17 protein-coding genes are annotated in these 19,231 nt (G+C 50.4%); 11 read left to right on the forward strand and 6 right to left on the reverse strand.

What is annotated here, in order from left to right; genetic code table 11:
* The first annotated feature begins 78 nt into the window (after positions 1–78).
* The 5 genes from H7A02_00660 to mutT all read left to right on the forward strand — a co-directional run bounded on the left by H7A02_00660 (position 79) and on the right by mutT (position 6,927).
* Entirely contained in the window at positions 79–993 is a 915-nt protein-coding gene (locus H7A02_00660) for a UDP-3-O-acyl-N-acetylglucosamine deacetylase (GenBank protein ID MCP5170765.1), read from the forward strand.
* A 128-nt stretch (positions 994–1,121) separates the two neighbouring features.
* Entirely contained in the window at positions 1,122–2,048 is a 927-nt protein-coding gene (locus H7A02_00665) for a M23 family metallopeptidase (protein MCP5170766.1), read from the forward strand.
* A 115-nt stretch (positions 2,049–2,163) separates the two neighbouring features.
* Positions 2,164–4,866: a preprotein translocase subunit SecA gene (gene secA, locus H7A02_00670; protein ID MCP5170767.1), complete on the forward strand. Its 2,703-nt coding sequence runs from the start codon at positions 2,164–2,166 to the stop codon at positions 4,864–4,866.
* A gap of 401 nt (positions 4,867–5,267) precedes the next feature.
* Positions 5,268–6,497 (forward strand): bifunctional glutamate N-acetyltransferase/amino-acid acetyltransferase ArgJ, encoded by a 1,230-nt coding sequence (argJ, locus tag H7A02_00675; GenBank protein MCP5170768.1) that lies wholly within the window; start codon positions 5,268–5,270, stop codon positions 6,495–6,497.
* Entirely contained in the window at positions 6,478–6,927 is a 450-nt protein-coding gene (gene mutT / locus H7A02_00680) for an 8-oxo-dGTP diphosphatase MutT (GenBank protein ID MCP5170769.1), read from the forward strand. The genes argJ and mutT overlap by 20 nt, the downstream gene beginning before the upstream one ends.
* A 45-nt stretch (positions 6,928–6,972) precedes the next feature.
* Here the strand turns inward: mutT and H7A02_00685 are convergent, their stop codons facing one another.
* The 5 genes from H7A02_00685 to pilB all read right to left on the reverse strand — a co-directional run bounded on the left by H7A02_00685 (position 6,973) and on the right by pilB (position 11,770).
* Positions 6,973–7,185 (reverse strand): DNA gyrase inhibitor YacG, encoded by a 213-nt coding sequence (locus H7A02_00685; protein MCP5170770.1) that lies wholly within the window; start codon positions 7,183–7,185, stop codon positions 6,973–6,975.
* Between the two features lie 84 nt (positions 7,186–7,269).
* Positions 7,270–7,878 (reverse strand): dephospho-CoA kinase, encoded by a 609-nt coding sequence (locus H7A02_00690; GenBank protein ID MCP5170771.1) that lies wholly within the window; start codon positions 7,876–7,878, stop codon positions 7,270–7,272.
* A 14-nt stretch (positions 7,879–7,892) separates the two neighbouring features.
* Complete coding sequence (locus H7A02_00695) at positions 7,893–8,756, reverse strand: prepilin peptidase (protein ID MCP5170772.1); 864 nt, start codon at positions 8,754–8,756, stop codon at positions 7,893–7,895.
* A gap of 42 nt (positions 8,757–8,798) precedes the next feature.
* Positions 8,799–10,010, reverse strand: a complete 1,212-nt coding sequence (locus H7A02_00700; GenBank protein ID MCP5170773.1) for a type II secretion system F family protein — start codon at positions 10,008–10,010, stop codon at positions 8,799–8,801.
* A 29-nt stretch (positions 10,011–10,039) separates the two neighbouring features.
* Positions 10,040–11,770, reverse strand: coding sequence for a type IV-A pilus assembly ATPase PilB (gene pilB / locus H7A02_00705; protein MCP5170774.1), 1,731 nt, complete (start codon positions 11,768–11,770; stop codon positions 10,040–10,042).
* A 272-nt stretch (positions 11,771–12,042) separates the two neighbouring features.
* Between pilB and H7A02_00710 the strand changes: the two genes are divergently transcribed.
* Both H7A02_00710 and H7A02_00715 read left to right on the forward strand, forming a co-directional pair.
* Positions 12,043–12,564, forward strand: a complete 522-nt coding sequence (locus H7A02_00710; protein ID MCP5170775.1) for a pilin — start codon at positions 12,043–12,045, stop codon at positions 12,562–12,564.
* 471 nt (positions 12,565–13,035) lie between these two features.
* On the forward strand, positions 13,036–13,221 hold the full coding sequence (locus H7A02_00715) for an IS3 family transposase (protein MCP5170776.1): 186 nt from the start codon (positions 13,036–13,038) through the stop codon (positions 13,219–13,221).
* On the opposite strand, the gene H7A02_00720 is transcribed toward H7A02_00715, so the two are convergent.
* A complete protein-coding gene (locus tag H7A02_00720; GenBank protein MCP5170777.1) occupies positions 13,222–14,109 on the reverse strand; it encodes a carboxylating nicotinate-nucleotide diphosphorylase in 888 nt (295 codons plus the stop codon).
* 363 nt (positions 14,110–14,472) lie between these two features.
* On the opposite strand from H7A02_00720, the gene H7A02_00725 reads away from it, so the two are divergent.
* The 4 genes from H7A02_00725 to H7A02_00740 all read left to right on the forward strand — a co-directional run bounded on the left by H7A02_00725 (position 14,473) and on the right by H7A02_00740 (position 19,229).
* Positions 14,473–16,743 carry a DUF1631 domain-containing protein gene (locus tag H7A02_00725; GenBank protein MCP5170778.1) on the forward strand — a complete coding sequence of 757 codons (2,271 nt, stop codon included), beginning with the start codon at positions 14,473–14,475 and terminating at the stop codon, positions 16,741–16,743.
* Positions 16,744–16,950: 207 nt separating this feature from the next.
* The gene (gene ampD, locus H7A02_00730) at positions 16,951–17,577 is read left to right on the forward strand and encodes a 1,6-anhydro-N-acetylmuramyl-L-alanine amidase AmpD (GenBank protein ID MCP5170779.1); all 627 of its coding nucleotides are present in this window, start codon (positions 16,951–16,953) and stop codon (positions 17,575–17,577) included.
* Between the two features lie 10 nt (positions 17,578–17,587).
* Complete coding sequence (gene ampE, locus H7A02_00735; protein ID MCP5170780.1) at positions 17,588–18,439, forward strand: regulatory signaling modulator protein AmpE; 852 nt, start codon at positions 17,588–17,590, stop codon at positions 18,437–18,439.
* Between the two features lie 88 nt (positions 18,440–18,527).
* A complete protein-coding gene (locus H7A02_00740; GenBank protein ID MCP5170781.1) occupies positions 18,528–19,229 on the forward strand; it encodes a glutathione S-transferase N-terminal domain-containing protein in 702 nt (233 codons plus the stop codon).
* Positions 19,230–19,231 lie beyond the last annotated feature (2 nt).

Consider the following 19,231-nt stretch of genomic DNA (forward strand, 5'->3'; position numbering starts at 1 on the left):
GAAGAGCATTATCGTGCTCGCTTTATTGTCTTGTAACCGTTGTCTTATCGCTTGGCCAGAGGGGCGTGAAACTGCAACATGCTTAAACAACGCACCTTAAAAAATACTATTCGCGCCACAGGCGTGGGGCTGCATACGGGCGAAAAGATCTACCTGACCCTTCACCCCGCTCCTGCTAACCACGGCATCAGTTTTCGGCGGACTGACCTTGATCCGGTTGTCGAGATCAAGGCTCGCGCCGAAAATGTTGGCGATACGACGCTTTCTACCACCCTCATGAATGGTGACGTGCGCGTATCCACGGTTGAGCACCTGCTGTCGGCTATGGCAGGACTGGGTGTTGATAATGCTGTGATTGATGTTTCTGCTGCTGAAGTGCCGATTATGGATGGCAGCGCCGGACCGTTTGTGTTCCTGATCCAGTCTGCAGGGATCAAGGAGCAGGAAGCGCCCAAACGCTTTATCCGTATCAAGCGGCCGGTGGTGGTCAAGGATGGCGACAAAGTGGCCTGCTTTAAACCTTTTGACGGGTTTAAAGTCACCTTTACCATTGATTTCGATCATCCGGTATTTCATAACCGAACCGCGAAAACATCGCTGGATTTTTCCAGTACGTCGTTTGTCAAGGAAGTCAGCCGTGCCCGTACTTTTGGCTTTATGCACGAAATTGAGTACCTGCGCTCAAAAGGGCTGGCCCGTGGTGGTAGTCAGGATAATGCCATTGTTGTTGACGAATACAGGGTTCTCAATGAGGACGGATTGCGTTATGAGGATGAATTCGTCAAACACAAGATTCTGGATGCCATTGGTGACCTCTATCTGCTGGGGAACAGCCTGATAGGTGAGTTTGACGCCTATAAATCAGGGCATGCCCTCAATAATGCCTCTCTTCTGGCGCTGATTTCTGACAAGGATGCCTGGGAAATGGTGACCTTCGAGAATAATGAAGATGAGGCACCCATCTCATATGTGAAACCGGTTGTTGCGGTATAATTCCTCCAAATTTCGTCGAAAAACAGAAATTTACGATAATTTAAGGCTGTGTTAGTATGGCTGCCGCACTGTTGCAGCACAACGGATTTGCAGCATCATAATTTGGAACAGAACAGCACCGGTGATTGATGAAAGTTATTCTTATCAGCAATCGTGAAGATCGCACCCATTCGTTGACGCTTGGCCTCTGGGCGAAAGTGTTGCTGTCTGTCTGTCTGCTGGGCATGCCTGCCGCTGGCGGTTTGTATCTGGGTATGCAAGTGGGTGGTGGGAAGTTAAATTTTTTCCTGGAAGATTCCCTGGCAGTGATGAAGCGGGATCTTGCCAGACAAAAAGCCACGCTTGGAGAGTCCGAGCAGCAGGCGCAGCAAAAAATCAAGGCGTTGACCCTGAAGCTGGCGGAAATGCAATCCCGCCTGGTTCGTCTGGATGCTCTCGGTGAACGGCTCACAGATCTTGCCCGTTTAAATGATGGTGAGTTTGATTTCAGTCGTCTGGCAGCGGTTGGTGGTCCTGAGGGCGAAGTCGCTGAACTGCAACCAGTTGCAGACATAGATCAACTCTTTCAGCAAGCACAATTACAGCTTGATAGTCGTGAGCAGCAACTCGGCATTCTGGAGTCAATGCTCAGTGAGCGCAATCTGCAAAAAGCCAGCGCTTTAACCGGTCGCCCGATCAACAAAGGCTGGATGTCGTCCGGTTACGGCCACCGTACGGACCCGTTTAATGGTCGTAAAGCCTGGCATAACGGTGTTGATTTTGCTGGTGTTGAAGGTGCTGATGTTGTCGCCGTTGCTGCTGGCGTTGTTACCTGGTCCGGCGAGCGTCACGGTTACGGCAACATGATTGAGCTTGATCACGGCGAAGGTCATGTCACCCGCTATGGGCATAACAAGCAAAACCGGGTCAATGTTGGCGATGTGGTCAAAAAAGGCCAGGTGATTGCCACGATGGGTTCTACCGGTCGTTCGACCGGCCCACATGTTCACTTTGAAGTCTACAAACACGGTCGCGCTGTCGACCCTGCCAGCTATATCCGAAGAACCGTTCTCTAAAGCTACCATTCTCCGTGCAGATTGATATAGTCTGCACCGTCTTTGAATCAGGTGTATTACCCGTGTAATACCGCACCTGAATTGTGGTTTGAATGTAGAATTTTTTGGAACCGATATGGCCGGCAAAGTGTTACGCAAAGTATTTGGAAGTAAAAACGACCGCGAAGTAAAACGCATGCGCAAGGTCGTGAAACGTATTAATGGTTATGAAGAAAGCCTCGCAGCGTTAACAGATGCTGAAATCAAAGCAAAAACCCATGAATTCAGAACCCGGTTTGAGGGCGGTGAAACGCTTGATCAGTTGCTGCCGGAAGCATTCGCAACTGTTCGCGAAGCGGCCAGACGAACCTTGGGGCTGCGCCACTTTGATGTTCAGATGATCGGTGGCATGGTGCTGCATGATGGCAAAATTGCCGAAATGCGCACCGGTGAAGGTAAAACACTGGTCGCTACCCTGCCTGCCTACCTGAATGCCCTGAATGGTGGTGTTCATATTGTGACAGTCAACGATTATCTCGCCCGACGTGATGCCGAGTGGATGAAGCCGGTTTATGAATTCCTTGGTCTGACGGTGGGCGTGATTACCTCGGGACAGGTGACAGACGAAAAACGTACGGCTTACGATGCCGATATTACCTTCGGTACCAACAACGAATTCGGGTTTGACTACCTACGTGACAATATGGCGCTGCGACTGGAAGACAAGGTACAACGCCGCCTGTCTTTTGCCATTGTCGATGAGGTGGACTCCATTCTGATTGACGAGGCAAGAACACCGCTGATTATTTCCGGTGCCGCCCAGGACAGTTCTGCCCTTTATAAACACATCAATAAAATGATCCCGTTACTAAAACTGGACAGTGATGAGCAGCCCGGTGACTTCAGCATTGATGAAAAAATGCGCCAGGTTGAACTAACCGAAGATGGGCACACGAAACTGGAATCCCTGTTGTTGAAAGAAGGTTTGTTGGCTGAGGGAGACAGTCTCTATCAGGCCACCAACCTGGGTTTGTTGCATCATGTGCAATCAGCGTTGAAAGCGCACCACCTGTTTCACCGGGATGTTGAATACATTGTTCAGGAAGGGCAGGTGGTTCTGATTGATGAGCATACGGGTCGCACCATGCCCGGTCGTCGCTTGTCTGAAGGGCTGCATCAGGCGATTGAGGCAAAAGAAGGTGTGATGATTCAGAGCGAGAGCCAGACACTGGCATCGACCACCTTTCAGAACTATTTCCGGATTTATGAAAAACTGTCAGGTATGACCGGCACCGCAGATACCGAAGCCTACGAGTTCCATCAGATTTACGGATTGCCCGTGGTTGTCATTCCAACCAATGTACCCATTGCCCGTCAGGATCTGAATGACCTGATTTACATGTCCAGGGAAGAGAAATACAGCGCTGTTGTGGAAGATGTAAGAAGCTGTATTGAAAAAGGTGCGCCGGTGCTGGTAGGCACGGCATCCATTGAAACTTCAGAGGAAATGTCCCGCCTTTTGAAAGCGGCAAAAATTCCTCATGAAGTGCTCAACGCCAAGCAGCATGAGCGGGAGGCGCATATCATTGCACAAGCGGGGCGCCCGGGTGCTGTGACCATCGCCACCAATATGGCCGGGCGCGGTACCGATATTGTGCTCGGTGGTAGCTGGGAGGCAGAAATAGCCGAAGAGAACAACCCCAGTCAGGCAAAAATTGACCTGATCAAGGCGGACTGGCAGCAACGGCACGACAAGGTGATCGAAGCTGGGGGGCTGCATATTCTGGGTACTGAGCGTCACGAGTCCCGCCGCATTGACAACCAGTTGCGCGGACGAGCGGGGCGGCAGGGAGACCCCGGCGTTTCACGGTTTTATCTGTCTCTTGAAGATCAGCTGATGCGCCTGTTTGCTTCTGACCGGGTCAAGGGCATGATGCGCGCACTGGGTATGGAGCAAGGTGAAGCCATAGAACATCGCATGGTGACCAACGCCATTGAAAAAGCCCAGCGCAAGGTTGAAGGCCGGAACTTTGATATTCGCAAGCAGTTACTTGAATTTGATGACGTCGCCAATGATCAGCGGCAGGTGGTTTACCAACAGCGCAATGATCTGTTAGAAGCCGAAGATATTGCCGATATTATCGACAATATTCGAGACGATGTTGTTGACGATGCCATCAGCCAGTTTGTGCCACCGCAGAGTCTGGCAGAAATGTGGGATATTGCCGGGCTGGAAAACTATCTGCAGGGCGAGTTTGGTTTGCAGTTACCGGTACAGAAGTGGCTGGATGATGAATCCCGTCTCAATGAAGACGGTTTGCGGCAACGAATCCGGGAGGCTGCAAGCAAGAGTTACGAAGAGAAATGTGCCCGGATCGGTCAGGAGGATATGCGTATTGTCGAGCGTCAGGTGATGCTGCAGGTGCTCGACACGTTATGGAAAGAGCACCTGGCCAATATGGATTATCTGCGTCAGGGTATCGGTTTGCGGGCGTACGCGCAGAAGAATCCCAGACAGGAATACAAGCGGGAATCTTTCGAGCTGTTCCAGCAAATGCTGGGCAATATAAAGCATGATACTGTGCGCTTCCTTGCGCGGGTGGAAATTCGGCAGCATGAAGAAGTGGAGCAAATGGAGCGGCTTCAGCGGGAGGCTCGAGAGCGCCAGCAGCTGCAAATGCAACACGAAGAGATGTCTTCGATACCCTCTGAAAGCCCCGATGCCGGAGTCGGCACTGCGCAGCCCTTTGTGCGGGAGGGCCAGAAAGTGGGCAGGAATGATCCCTGTCCTTGCGGGAGTGGTAAGAAGTATAAGCAGTGCCATGGCCGTCTCGGCTAGAAGAACTGGTCTGTTTCCTTCATTGCTGTGTTGGCAGGTTTTTGTGATTCTCATTAATTTAAGGAACCGCTGATTGATTAATCATTGCGAGTCACGAAGTGACGTGGCAATCTAAAAATATCTTATCTCTCGGCCATTGGATGGTATCGTTTTGCTCGCAATGACTGTGGATAGGGGTTAATCAGAAGTTCTTTAACGGTTTAACTTGGCTCTCAAAAATTCGCTGCCGTACATTGAATAGAATATTGGTTGCTCTAGTCATGTGTTTGATAACGGCCATAAACCGGGTTTCCTCGCTAGTGCAAATAGGGTTTCAGGTGGCGTTCTTTTTAAGGTTGATTTTGTTTAGGCGCACAGTTATTCCTCATAACTGAGGCGCAATTACGATAGTGAATAGAAAAATGGCTGTAGGTGAAAACACATTTCCGCTCATGCATCCGGTTGCGGGCTTCAGATTAGGCGTTGCCAGTGCCGGAATTAAAAAAGCGGGCCGCAAGGATCTTGTGGTGATGGAAATTACGGCAGGCGCGTCTATAGCGGCGGCTTTTACCAAAAACGCGTTTTGCGCGGCACCCGTGCAAATTGCAAAAACAAATCTTGCCGAGAACACGTGCTGTTCTTCGTTGCGTTATCTGGTCACCAACACGGGTAATGCCAACGCCGGCACCGGTGAACAAGGGCATAAAAATGCGCTTCAGGTTTGTCAGGCATTAGCTGACCTGCAAGCTGTTGACCGTTCAGCGGTATTGCCATTTTCTACCGGGGTTATCGGCGAGCCGCTGCCGGTTGAGAAAATCATTACAGCGCTTCCTTCAGCTATTCAGAATCTTACTGAAAGGGGCTGGGATGCCGCCGCTACCGCGATTTTAACGACCGATACCCGCCCCAAAGGGGCCAGCTCCCAATTGGTGCTGGCGGGTAAAACAGTCACGATAACTGGCGTCAGTAAAGGTTCGGGTATGATCAAGCCGAATATGGCGACCATGCTGGCATATGTCGCTACCGATCTGCATATATCGCAGGAATTGTTGCAGCAGTGGATTACCGAACTGGTTGATGTTTCTTTCAACCGGATTACGGTGGATGGCGACACCTCAACCAATGATTCGGCCGTATTGGTGGCGACCGGCTGCTCGGGCGTTGATTTTGCCGAACTTGGTGGCAGCGAACAGCAACTTTATCGGGAAGCACTGCAATCGCTATTTATCGATCTGGCACAACAGATTATTAAAGACGGTGAAGGCGCCAGCAAGTTTGTTTCGGTTGTGGTAGATGGCGGTGTCAGTGTTGACGAGTGCCTAGCGGTTGCCTACACGATTGCCGAGTCGCCACTTGTCAAAACGGCACTGTTTGCTTCTGACCCGAACTGGGGGCGAATTCTGGCAGCGGTCGGGCGTGCCGGAGTTGCCGATCTCGATGTCAATGCTGTGCAGCTTTACCTCGATGATGTGCTGATTGCGGATCAGGGTGGTCGCGCCGCAAGCTATACGGAACAGCAGGGGCAGGCGGTGATGAACCGGGATGAAATCACCATTCGTGTTTTGTTAAATCGTGGCCAGGTTTGTGAAACGGTCTGGACTACGGATTTTTCCCACGACTACGTGACAATTAATGCTGAATACCGGACCTGAAAATATTGATTCTCAAGATGACACTCCTGAACGTGTGCATGTTGCGGCGGCGGTGATTGTTGGCGGCGATAGTCGCATTCTGATATCCAGACGACCAGACCACCTGCATCAGGGTGGGCTTTGGGAGTTTCCCGGAGGCAAAGTGGATGCCGGAGAGTCCGTTGAGCAAGCGTTGCATCGGGAGCTATATGAAGAGCTCTCAATTCGGGTTGAGAGTAGTGTGCCATTCATCCAGGTCAGCCACGATTACCCGGATAAACGAGTATTGCTCGACTTCTGGAAAGTTACGGCGTTTTCCGGTGAGCCTGAAGGCAGTGAAGGTCAGCTGATACGCTGGGTGACGTTGGATAGCCTGACGGATTACCCGTTTCCGAAAGCCAATCAGTCGGTTGTTGAGCTGCTGATTCAGCCACGCGTCTCCGGCACCTGAACGACTGCAGACTGCTCATCAGTTTGGCGTGCGCGATCCGGGGAGCTAATGGTGAAAGCTGTCGTCCTGAAACTCTTCGTCTCCATGTAAAGGCAGTTCATCTCCCGGAATGTTGTGTTGCCCCGAAGCCCAGTCTCCAAAATCGATTTGCTGACAACGTTTTGAGCAAAATGGTCGGCAGGGGTAATCTTCACTCCAGCGGATCGTTTTCTGGCAAGTGGGGCAGTTGAGTTCAGGAGGGCTGTCAGGGTTGGTCATTACATGCTCGCGAGAATTGGGTACATTCAAAAGGTTGCAAGGTTATTTTATTCAGAAAAAGCGATCACTGGCAGAGCGTTCCGGCTAAATATCACGGTCTTTTTTTGCCAGGGTCAGATATTGCCTGTGCAGCTTGTCAATTTGCTCCTCCAGCATTTTCAGGTCACCGCTGTTGTCTACAATGTCATCCGCCAGCTCACAGCGGCGCTCACGAGGCATCTGACTGGCGATAATGGCTTCTATCTGTTTGCGGGTATTCTGATCCCGTTCACTGGCCCGCTCAATTTGCAGCGCTTCGGGAACATCAACTACCAGCACTCGCGCAGTTAAACGGTGTTGGTCTGTTTCCAGTAACAGAGGTGATTCCAGTATCGAATAAGGGCTGACGGACTGTCCCAGCTGATCTGCAATGAACTGCCGAATCAGCGGGTGTAGCAGGTTTTCCAGCCACTGTTTCTGTTCAGGATTATCAAAGATTATCTCGCGCAGGCGCTGCCGGTTGAGGGTGCCATCTGCTAACAGCGAATCGGGGCCGAAGTGTCGGGCAATAGATTGCAGTGCCGGAGAGCCTTTTTCTACTGCCTGCCGAGCGGCGATGTCGGCATCAACGACAGTAATACCTCTTTGCCGGAAAAGATTTGCCGCTGCGCTTTTACCGCTGCCAATGCCTCCGGTGAGGCCGATCACAAGCATGCTGGCGCTGTTCCCTAACCAAGCAGGTTCAGATAGCTTTCTGTTATGAGGTCACCCCACATCAGAGCAATCCAGCCTGCGGTGGCCAGGTATGGCCCGAAGGGTATGGGTATCTGTTTGTCTCGCCCGAAAGCGATAATGGCGGTTATTCCCACAACGGCACCCACAATTGATGAGAGCAGAATAATCAGTGGCAGCTGCTGCCAGCCCAGCCAGGCGCCAAGTGCCGCCAGCAGTTTGAAGTCGCCGTGCCCCATACCCTCCTTGCCAGTAATGAGCTTGAACAGCCAGAATACGCTCCATAGCACCAGATAACCTGCAGCTGCGCCAATCACTGCGTCATTTAACGGCACAAAGGTACCATTCAGATTGGCGATCAGACCCAGCCACAACAGAGGCAGGGTAATGTTGTCCGGCAACAGCTGTTTGTTGAAATCTATCCCGGTCAGGGCGATCAGTGTCCAGCTGAATAGCAGAATCATGGCTGCTTTTCCGGTTAAACCGTCATTGGCGATTACAAGGGTGGTTAACAGTGCGCAGGTAATTTCGACAACAGGGTATTGCAGTGAAATCGGGCTGGCACAGCTGGCACATTTGCCTTTCAGGAATAAATAACTGAGTACCGGAATATTGTGCCAGGGTTTAAGTGCTGTGCCGCACTTTGGGCAGCGGGATGCCGGTACCACGATATTGGGTGCTTCGGCGGGGTGGCTGTCAGGCTCCATGCCAAGAAAATCCAGAGAATCCCTGCGCCACGATGTTTCCAGCTGTAATGGAATCCTGTAGATCACCACATTTAAAAAGCTGCCAACCAGCAGGCCAAAAATGAAGACGATGGCATAAAGCACGGTAACGGGCAGCCCTGAAGCTTCTATCATGTAATAACCTTAAACGGGATTGTGCCCTTTAAATTTGCTCTTTTATACCACGCTGCCAAGCTGGAAAATAGGCAGGTACATGGCAATCAGCAAACCGCCCACCAGCACACCCAGCACAGCCATAATCATTGGCTCTAACAAAGTGGTGAGGTTGTCCACTGAATTATCAACGGCTTCTTCATAGTGATCGGCGGCTTTTTCCAGCATTTCATCCAGTGCACCGGATTCTTCACCAATTGATGCCATTTGCAGCAGCATGACCGGAAATTTTTGAGTCGCTTTCATAGCCTGATTAAGCTGAATACCGGTGGTAACATCATCGCGCACCTTGTGAATGGCTTCGAGATACACCACATTGCCCGCAGCGCCGGCCACAGAATTCAGCGCGTCAACCAGCGGTACACCGGCGGCAAAGGTGGTGGAGAGTGTGCGGGCAAAACGCGCGGCAATGGCGTTGTAGAGAATCTCGCCGACAATTGGCAGTTTTAAAGACAGTTTATCCACCGTTGCCACGAATTTGGGTGACTTTTGATAAGCCGATTTGACTGCAAAAAAACCGACAATCAGGCAAATTACCCAGACCAGCCACCATTCCTGGGCCGTTTCGGATATACCCAGTACAAACAGGGTAAAGGCTGGCAGGTCGGCACCAAAGTTACTGAAGGTTTCGGCAAAGGTGGGCACCACCTTCACCAGCAGAATACCGGTAACAATAATCGCCACGGCAACAACGGCAGCGGGGTAGGTAAGGGCTTTCTTGATTTTGGCTTTCAGCGATTCGGTTTTTTCCTTATAGGTGGCAATGCGGTCCAGCATGGTTTCCAGTGCACCGGATTGTTCGCCGGCTTCTACCAGGCTACAGAACAGGCTGTCGAAATATTTCGGGTGTTTACGCAACGAGCCGCCAAAACTGAGTCCGGAGGCAACATCATCGCGAATGGCGTTGATCAAGTCCCGTAGTGTTTCCTTATCAGCGCCTTCGGCAACAATATCAAAACTTTGCACCAGCGGAACACCGGCTTTCATCATGGTTGCCATTTGGCGCGTAAAGGTGCAGATATCCGCAGAATTAATCGGTTTGCTGCCGCCAAACAGGGGCTTGGATTTTTTCTTTACGCTGGTGGCGGTGATACCCTGGCGGCGAAGCTGCGCCTTGACAATAGCCAGGCTGGTGCCCTGAATTTCTCCCTGGGCCGGTTTGCCGGTTTTGCTTTTTCCCTTGTAAACAAAAGTCTGGGCTGTTGCGTTTGCCATATTTTATTCCTTGGTGTTAATCCTTGACGCTAGTCTTTGGTGACGCGATTAACCTCTTCCAGGCTGATTATACCCTCAGCGGCTTTCAGAAGTGCGGACTGGCGCAAAGTTCTGAAGCCTTCTTGTTTCGCTACGTCGCTGATTTTCAGTGAATTTCCACCTTCCATAATCACGCGCGACACCGCAGGCGACATTTTCAGCACTTCATAAATACCTACCCGGCCCTTATAGCCTTTTGCACATTTGGCGCAGCCTTCCGGGTGGAACAGGGTAATATCTTCTCTCGGTACGGCAATGCTGTCGAAACCTTCGTCTGTTAATACCTTGTCCGGTATATCGTCTGCCGGTCTTTTGCAGTGTGAACAGAGCCGGCGTGCCAGCCGCTGGGCGATAATGAGGCTGACACTGGTGGCAATATTAAACGGCGGTACGCCCATGTTCTGCAACCGGGTCAGTGTTTCCGGGGCGCTGTTGGTGTGCAGGGTGGAAAGTACCATATGCCCGGTTTGCGCAGCTTTAATGGCAATTTCGGCGGTTTCCAGGTCGCGGATCTCACCCACCATAATCACGTCGGGGTCCTGACGCAGGAACGCCCGCAAGGCATCGGGAAAGGTCAGCCCCACTCTCGGGTTGATCTGTACCTGGTTTATACCTTCCAGGTTAATTTCTACCGGGTCTTCCGCTGTGGAAATATTCCGCTCTGTGGTGTTGAGAATATTCAGGCCAGTATAGAGTGAAACGGTTTTACCGCTGCCGGTAGGCCCGGTTACCAGAATCATGCCCTGAGGTTCTTCAAGGGTTTTCAAGTAGGCCTGCTTCTGGTCAGGCTCATAGCCAAGGGCTTCAATACCCATCTGGGCACTGGTGGGGTCGAGAATCCGCAGTACGACTTTTTCTCCATATTGGGTCGGTAATGTGTTGACCCGAAAATCAATGGCGCGTTTTTTCGAAATACGCAACTTGATACGACCATCCTGCGGCACCCGGCGCTCGGAAATATCCAGTTGCGACATGACTTTCAAACGGGCCGCAAGCCGAGGCGCCAGGTTTATGGGCGGTTTGGTAACCTCTTCCAGAATGCCATCGGTTCGGAATCGCACGCGATAGGTGGTTTCGTAAGGTTCAAAGTGAATATCTGAAGAGCCTTTCTTAATCGCATCCAGCAACAGTTTGTTGATAAAGCGCACAATAGGTGCATCATCGGCATCCGAGGTTTCGCCGGTATTATCCAGCGCATCATCGTCAACCGCCTGAATGTCCAGATCATCCAGGTGCATATCGTCCATAGTGCCCAGCGCATCGCCCAGGTCTTCTTCCTGGCTGTTCAGAAACCTGTCAATGGCGGTAACCAGTTTGTCCTGCTCTACCAGCACTGCCTCAATGGAGGCGCCAGATTGGAAGCGAATCTCGGTTAACGCATGTTGCTGGGTTGGGTCACTGACAGCAACAAACAGGCGGCCCCCTCTTTTAAACAGTGGCAGTACCTGATGTTTGTTGATCAGCTTTTTATTAATGGCATCGGCAGGGCAGCTGTCAATATTGTGGGCCGAGATATCGTATAACGGTGTGGCAAACTCGTTGGCTGCGATATTGGCTATCAGATGGGCGGGTAAAGTATTGCTGGCTACCAGGTGCTGTACAAAGCCCAGTTTCTCTTTCTGACAATGCTGGAGCAGTTCCTGGGCATTGGCTTCGTCGAGCAGGCCGTCAGTGACCAGCCGTTTGGGTAGCCCTTTCAGTTCCGTCATTGGCGCATTCATAATTATCGTTGCTTTGTTGAAACGCGGTTGCTGGTTTTTTTAATTCAATTGCTGTAAGCCATCTTAATACAAGGTTGTGCCAGTGACTACACCCCTTAGTTGTTGTCAACCGGTTTTCGCTGTTGAGAGGCAACGGATGGTTTTAAAGTGACAAATATTGTCAGTTGCACCCGTCAGGAATATCGGTTCTAGCCGTTATTTACGGAAAATCTGTACTTGGCACGCAGCTTGCTGTAACCAGCCTGTCATTTAAAACTCAACGGAGAGAGACAATGAAACAACAAATGCAAAAAGGTTTTACCCTGATCGAACTGATGATCGTAATTGCGATTATCGGTATTTTGGCCGCGGTAGCGTTGCCAGCGTATCAAGATTATACGGTACGTTCCAAAATTAGTGAGGCTATTGTCGCTGCGACCGCACCCAAAGTGTTGGTGTCGGAGGCATTTGTGACTGACGGGTTGCCTGGCGTGACCGCTGGTGCCAACGAGTATAATTTGCGACCTATAGCGGAAAAACAAAGTAAGTTTATTGCTAACGTCGTGATTAGTAACGCCGACGGCTCTATTACAATTACTCTGGGTGCCGGAGGCACTACTGGTCTTCCCGCTGACGCAGCAGGTACTACGCTGGTGTTTACGCCGAATGTTAATGGCGCTCTGCTTGGTGGAGCGAATGGTGCTGTCGATTGGGCGTGTGCCTCTGTGACAAATGCGACAGCTACAACTCGAGGATTAGTGGTTGCTGCGAATGGTACCTTGCCAGCAAAATATGCTCCATCGGAGTGTCGTTAATATTTGGTAGAATGACACTCTAATGCTACCATTTTTGTGAAATACTCATTGATAGTTTGAAAAGGCTCCGATTATCGGAGCCCAGATCACTGACAAACCCCGGTATTTTTACTGGGGTTTGTTGTTTCTAAAGGCTAAGTTCATCGGGTGTGTTCTGGCTTAATACCATCGGACATATTAATGAGGGGCAAATGGCGACATTATTTACTTGTGTCTGGATGAAGATTGGATGTAGGCGATCATCATGGACTAGCGCTCACGACGTATCGTCAGCTGGTATACTGAAAATCGCATGACATAGATTAGTGTCAGCAAGGCGAGGATGAAAGCGTTACCTGCGCCAGTTCAAGCACGGTTTAGTGTTTCACAGTGATCGAGGCTCGCGGTACACGAGTAAACCCCACAGGAAGCTGCTAAAACAGTATGGTGTTCGAGCGTCAATGAATGATGTTGGCATGTGCTGGGAATAATGTGGTTGTCGAACATTTCTTTGGTAACCTGAAGCACGATTGGATTTTAAACGTGGTTCAGCCAACAAGAGATCATATAAAGCAATATATAGCGGATTATGTTCGTTACTACAATAATGGTCGGTTACATACAGTCTGTGATAGTGTGTCATCGGTTAGGCTTGACTTGAACCTTACCAAAAGGTGATTAGTCGAATTCAACAAACCGCATCGAAAAATCAATCGACTGACAGTTTTTAGTTAAACTACCGGAAGAAAGGTAATCAATTCCACTCAAAGATTTTTCACAGATATTGTTGGCGTCCAGATTGCCGGAAACTTCCAGTTTGGCTTTTCCCTCTGGGTGCTTCTCATTAATTTCGATGGCCTGGTGTAAATCTGTTTTGCTGAAGTTATCGAGCATAACAATATCGGCGCCGGCGTTCAGCGCCTGTTGCAGTTCTTCGAGATTTTCCACTTCGACTTCTACGGGTTTTCCAGGTGCAATTTGTCGGGCTTTGGTGACGGCTGCGGCAATTCCGCCGCAGGCGGCAATGTGATTCTCTTTAATCAGGAATGCATCATAAAGGCCGATACGGTGGTTATGGCAGCCCCCGGTTTTGACGGCATATTTCTGCGCCAGTCGCAGGCCGGGCAAAGTTTTTCGGGTGTCCAGAATTTTAATATCAGTGCCGCCAACCAGTTTTGCATATTGGCTGGCTGTTGTTGCCGTTCCAGATAGCGTTTGCAAAAAATTCAATGCAGTTCGCTCACCGGTAAGCAGGCTTCGTGCGGAGCCGGAAAGCGTAAAAAGTACCTGGTTGGGCTCAATGGTATCGCCATCACTGACCTGCCAGCTTACATTCACTTTTGGATCCAGCTGGCGAAAAACCTCATCCACCCAGGGCTGGCCGCAGACAATGGCATGTTCTCTGGTAATGACTTGTGCTTGTGCTATTGCGTCTCCGGGAATCAGCTCGGCGGTAATATCACCGGTGCCAATATCTTCTTCGAGTGCACGCTGCACGGCAATCTTGATATCTGCCAGTAATGCAGGTGACAGTGTTGGCGAAATGGCTACTGAATTGTGAGTCATACAGCGGGTCCTTGAGTGGGCCGCTATTATAACAATCCGCTGGTGAGGGTGAAGGGGCTTGTTTCCTGAGGGCTTTACGTGTGTTCGCAACGGCGGGCGTTTTCCCGTTTCTGCCATTGCGGGCAATAGTAGGTGGGGGCTTGTGGTGCGAAGTTGCAATTGTTGAGAAATGGCAGCTTGATAACGGTCAGAGTGTGATAAAGGTCATGATTTCAGAATCTGGCGAATAAAAATAATCTGTTTTGAGAAGCAGGCTGCTTTCTCCGGCTATCGATTGTCATATGTCTGGTCAATAATTTCGCTATGAAGTATTTTGATTTATGTTTTGGTACATCTTTTGGTTTATCTTAGGTGGTCAATCGTATGGCAGAAAGTCACTTGAAGTTGATTGATTCGGCATCACAATCCAGCAATGCTCACAAGTTGCCGCTTCCGTTGCAGCAGTTGCGAGGGCAGTCCAGACAGTTTTTCAGCGAAAAGCTGGCAAGCTGTTTTGAACGTGTGGACGACACCTTTTTTGACCTTGCCGACCGGGCAGAAAATAACACTGAGCAGGCAACCTATTTTGATGCCATGCGCTTGATTCGACTGGGCCGGAAAGGTATTGAGCAGCGTTTTCTGAATGCCATTGAATATGCCTTCAACAGCCTGGCTGATGAGAATTATCAGGGCCATGTGGAGCGGGCCGACGTTGACGATGCTGATGAGCTGGAGGTGCTGGATAACGAAGCGCTGGAAGAAACCATTGCCACCGAAGCGATGGTGTCGAAGCTGTCAGGCCGTTGCAAGGATGTCTTGAAGAGCCTGGTGGCGCGTTTCGATTTTATGGCGTCGGCTACGGTCACTGCTCACAATAACCCCCTTGGTCCGGAAGTTATCTGCCATGCACTGAGAGATTCCTTGAGTGAGCTGGAACTGCCCGTTCGCTCCAAGCTGGTTTTTTTCAAGCTGATAGACCGTTATTTGATTGAAGAAATGAATGACTGGCTGAATGTGGCCAATGACCGCTTGCGTGAAATTGGCGTGTTGCCTGATCTGGAAAAGCGGCAGCGTGCCCGTGATATGGCGAGAAAGGCGAATCGTTTGAGGGCCACTTCCGCGCGTTTGAATGCAGCTTCGCATTCGCCATTATCGAAGCCGAATGCTGCTGTGCATACCGGTAACGAGGTGAGCGAGGCCAGCCAGCTGATTGATCAGTTGCAGGAGGTTATCCACCAGTCGGGTGGCGATACTGCTCCGGGAAATATGGGTGGGAGCCGCCCCACGATGGCGATGGATGATCTTGTGGCGCTGGTTTCCAGCTTGCAGGAGAGCAGAGCTGAGGATGCGGATTCGGATCAATCCATGCTGGGGTTGATTCAGTCTCGTCTTCAGGCTCAGGGGCAGGGTTTGCGCAGCCGTGACCATAAAGTGGTGCAAGTGCTTGATCAAATGTTTGATCAGATTCGCCAGCAGCAAAGCCTGGCTGGAGGCGGTTTTAACCGGCAATTGCAAAAGCTTGAAATGCCGATTTTACGAATTGCCCTGAGGGATGGCAGTTTTTTTGATCAACAGGAGCACCCGGCCAGACAGCTGCTAAATGAGATTGCGGATGTTGCCATCGGTTACAGTGATGAAAAGGATATTCAGTCCGATGCGTTGGGTAAGGGTGTTGCCAGCGTTATAGAACAACTTGGCAAATCCGAGTCGGTTGATAACAGCGCTTTAACTGAACTGCTGCTGGATTTTATTGCCCTGGTAGAGAAAGAGCGGCGACGTGTTCTCATGATGGAGCAGCGTATTGTCGATGAAGTTGCAGCCAGCGAGAAGGTGAATTATGCCCATCGTCAGGTGAAGGCACTGCTCAGTAATCGCATGAAAGGTCGACGGTTGCCAAGGGTGCTGGTGGCTTTCGCGCAGGAAGCCTGGTGCCGGGTGCTGTTTATGGCGCACCTGAAATATGGCCGGGATTCCAATCAGTGGAAAACAGCGGTCAGGGTGATTGACCATTTACTGTATTTAACACTTAACGAAGGTATTCCTGCGAGCAAGTCAAAACCGGTTATTGAAACGGCCCGGCAGCGATTGCAGGATATTGCCTATGATCCCTATAAACTGGGGCGTTTGATTGGCGGGCTTGAACAGCTACTTTACAAGTCCGGTAAAGTCGTCGAAGACAAACAAACGATTGATACAAAAGCGACAGTCGCTGAAAGCCGGACTGAATCTGAAGCCAAACCTTCAGCTGCGGATTCTCCGGCGGATGCCGGTTCTACCGCGCCCCACCTTGAGCTTGTACAGGTGGATAAGTTGAGCGCAGATCTGCCCGGTGATTCAACTGATACGGAATCACAGGCAGAGAAAATGGATGATGATTATTTGAGTCTGGCTGATGCACTGGGCCGGGGCGCCTGGGTTGATTTCGTTGATCAGCAATCCACTTCTCACCGGTGCAAGGTGGCGGGTATTATTTCGCCTCCGGGGAAATACATTTTTGTGAATCGGCAGGGCGCCAAAATTGCTGAAATTTCCCGTTATGAAATTGCCAAAAATATCAAGGATAAAAAGCTGACAGTGCTGGATAACGGGCAGGTGTTTGATAGAGCTTTGCAGAATGTTATTCAGGGGATACGACATCAGCGCCAGACTGCCTGAAATCATGGTCATGTTTGATTTAGGTGCTTTCAGTGAGCCTTTTTCCGACTTTGGGCTGTCATTCAAGTAAGTTACTTATGTCACTAACAGCGGCTTTACTGTTTTTATTCGGCTGATTTTTTAGCTTTACCCGCTTTTCATAACCCGATAGGCGCTATCGTTAACCATGTGATTTGGTTATGCTCTCGCTATAACGGTAGTGCGGGTATGATTTTGAACACAGATTCTGTTAAGTCTTCAGCTGACAACTTGCCGAATGGTGAATTGTCGGGTTGTGAGTGGCTGAGAGGTGTTAACCGGATTCCGTCACCCAACTTTAACAGCCGCCCTGCGGATGCAGAAATCTCTCTGCTGGTGATTCATAATATCAGCTTGCCGCCCGGCGAATATGGCAATGCACACATCAGTGATTTTTTTACCAATCAGCTGGATTGTCATGCACACCCTTACTTTACTGAAATAGCCGATTTGCAGGTATCGTCTCATTTTTTGATTGACCGCTGTGGTCAGGTTACGCAGTTTGTATCGCTTGAAAACCGTGCCTGGCATGCCGGGCAGTCCTGTTTTCAGGGCAGGGAAAACTGCAACGACTTTTCTGTTGGTATTGAGTTGGAAGGCACTGATGACGAACCTTATACCAGCGAGCAATACGGCGCCCTTGCCAAACTTGCCCGGCAGCTGATGATTCTATGTCCGGCTATCAGGGAAGAAAGAATTGTGGGGCACAGCGATATTGCGCCCGGCCGAAAAACGGATCCCGGACCATCCTTTGATTGGCCGCGTTTCAGAGGTGCACTGGTGGACAACCATAGAAACGATAGAACAGTGAAATAGGAGACAGCATATGGCATTCCTGGTGGTTGTTATCAGTTTGTTGATTATCTATTTCAGTGGCGCGGTGCCGGGTATTCAACGGGATGGCTGGTATGTCAGCTGGTTAACGTACTTGAGGAAAAGTACAGATTCGGGCAAGCGGCCGAAGACTTATCTGACGGTTTCGCTGCTGGTGCCAGTAGGTGTTTTAATGGTCGTGCTCTGGTTTGCAAAAGGCCTGTTGTTTGGTCTTCCTGTATTGGTACTGAACGTCTTGTTGCTGTTGTATGCTTTTGGCCGGGAGGATGTGACATCAAAGGCTTATGTCTATACCGAGGCGCTGTCGCGAGGTGATTTTCAGGCGGCTTTTCATCAGGCAGCGGTGTTCAACCTGAGCCACCATGAGGGTCGAGCTCGCAATCAGGGTGAGCTGCACCGTGAGGTGTTACAGGCGATTTCCTATCGGTATTTTGAACACTATTTTGCAGTGGTGTTCTGGTATTTTCTGCTGGGCGCTCCGGCGGCTGTCTTGTATCGACTCACACAGCTGCATGGGGATCTGGAGCTGGATGGCAAACATGAAAAGGCGGTGATTACGCGCTGGCTCTGGTTGCTGGAATGGCTGCCAACCCGCTTGATGGGGCTGACGCTTTCGGTCGTGGGAAATTTCTCGGATTGTTTTCGCCAGTGGCAGGTTAGTTTAACCAACAGTGTCGACAGCACGGCAGTGGTTCTGGGTGGTTATCTTGAAGGCGCTATGAATTTTGGTCAGAGCGATTCGCCGACAGAACAGATCGCCGATGTTGAATCGGTGAAAGCGCTGTATACCCGTTCACTGATGCTGATGGTTATTTTACTGGCGCTGGTGGTTATTTTTGTCTGATTATCGTCAGCTGTTTTTTGCTAAGGTTTAGCTTTGATGAGTCTTCGCAATTTTTGCGCGTGTATGATGGACATGTCGGGAGGCAGTGATGTCTGAAGCGGAAATTGACCTGTATACGGCTTCCACCCCCAATGGCTGGAAAGTGTCTGTGGCGCTGGAGGAATTGGGGTTGCCCTATCGTGTCCAGCGTATTGACCTGACAGCACTTGAGCAAAAGCAGAATTGGTATCTGGCGATTAACCCCAATGGTCGTATCCCGGCTATTGTTGATCGCGCCAATGATGATCTAACGATTTTTGAATCCGGTGCCATTCTGATTTATCTGGCAGAAAAAACCGGACGCCTTTTGCCCACCGACACCCGGCAGCGGTTTCAGGTAATGCAGTGGTTAATGTTTCAGATGGGCGGTGTTGGGCCCATGATGGGGCAGGCGAATGTTTTTTATCGATACTGGCCGGACAAGATTCAGCCTGTGATTGACCGCTATCAACATGAAACCCGCCGTCTGTTTGAAGTGTTAAACAGCCAGTTGGCAAAAAGTGAGTGGCTGGCGGATGACTTTTCCATTGCAGATATTGCCAACTGGTGCTGGACACGCACTTATCAGTGGTCCGGGGTAAGTGTTGATGGGCTGGAGTATTTACAGCGTTGGCACCAGGCGATGGCTGATCGACCTGCTTGCCAGCGGGGGATTGTCATTCCTGAACCATTGGAGATAACCGATGATTCCCCATCGGAAGAAAAAGCTGAAAAATTTGTTAAAAGCGCCCGGTCCATGGTGCAGGATTAGCG

The sequence above is a fragment of the Pseudomonadales bacterium genome, from assembly GCA_024234435.1.
Taxonomy (GTDB): Bacteria; Pseudomonadota; Gammaproteobacteria; order Pseudomonadales; family Porticoccaceae; genus JACKOF01.

Coding starts and splice junctions, on each gene's coding strand:
- H7A02_00685 (MCP5170770.1), bottom strand. CDS start 7,185: ATGACCAACCCTGACAGCCCTCCTGAACTCAACTGCCCCACTTGCCAG.
- H7A02_00740 (MCP5170781.1), top strand. CDS start 18,528: ATGTCTGAAGCGGAAATTGACCTGTATACGGCTTCCACCCCCAATGGC.
- argJ (MCP5170768.1), top strand. CDS start 5,268: ATGGCTGTAGGTGAAAACACATTTCCGCTCATGCATCCGGTTGCGGGC.
- mutT (MCP5170769.1), top strand. CDS start 6,478: ATGCTGAATACCGGACCTGAAAATATTGATTCTCAAGATGACACTCCT.
- H7A02_00725 (MCP5170778.1), top strand. CDS start 14,473: ATGGCAGAAAGTCACTTGAAGTTGATTGATTCGGCATCACAATCCAGC.
- pilB (MCP5170774.1), bottom strand. CDS start 11,770: ATGAATGCGCCAATGACGGAACTGAAAGGGCTACCCAAACGGCTGGTC.
- H7A02_00695 (MCP5170772.1), bottom strand. CDS start 8,756: ATGATAGAAGCTTCAGGGCTGCCCGTTACCGTGCTTTATGCCATCGTC.
- H7A02_00710 (MCP5170775.1), top strand. CDS start 12,043: ATGAAACAACAAATGCAAAAAGGTTTTACCCTGATCGAACTGATGATC.
- secA (MCP5170767.1), top strand. CDS start 2,164: ATGGCCGGCAAAGTGTTACGCAAAGTATTTGGAAGTAAAAACGACCGC.
- H7A02_00720 (MCP5170777.1), bottom strand. CDS start 14,109: ATGACTCACAATTCAGTAGCCATTTCGCCAACACTGTCACCTGCATTA.
- H7A02_00660 (MCP5170765.1), top strand. CDS start 79: ATGCTTAAACAACGCACCTTAAAAAATACTATTCGCGCCACAGGCGTG.
- H7A02_00700 (MCP5170773.1), bottom strand. CDS start 10,010: ATGGCAAACGCAACAGCCCAGACTTTTGTTTACAAGGGAAAAAGCAAA.
- H7A02_00690 (MCP5170771.1), bottom strand. CDS start 7,878: ATGCTTGTGATCGGCCTCACCGGAGGCATTGGCAGCGGTAAAAGCGCA.
- H7A02_00665 (MCP5170766.1), top strand. CDS start 1,122: ATGAAAGTTATTCTTATCAGCAATCGTGAAGATCGCACCCATTCGTTG.
- ampE (MCP5170780.1), top strand. CDS start 17,588: ATGGCATTCCTGGTGGTTGTTATCAGTTTGTTGATTATCTATTTCAGT.
- ampD (MCP5170779.1), top strand. CDS start 16,951: ATGATTTTGAACACAGATTCTGTTAAGTCTTCAGCTGACAACTTGCCG.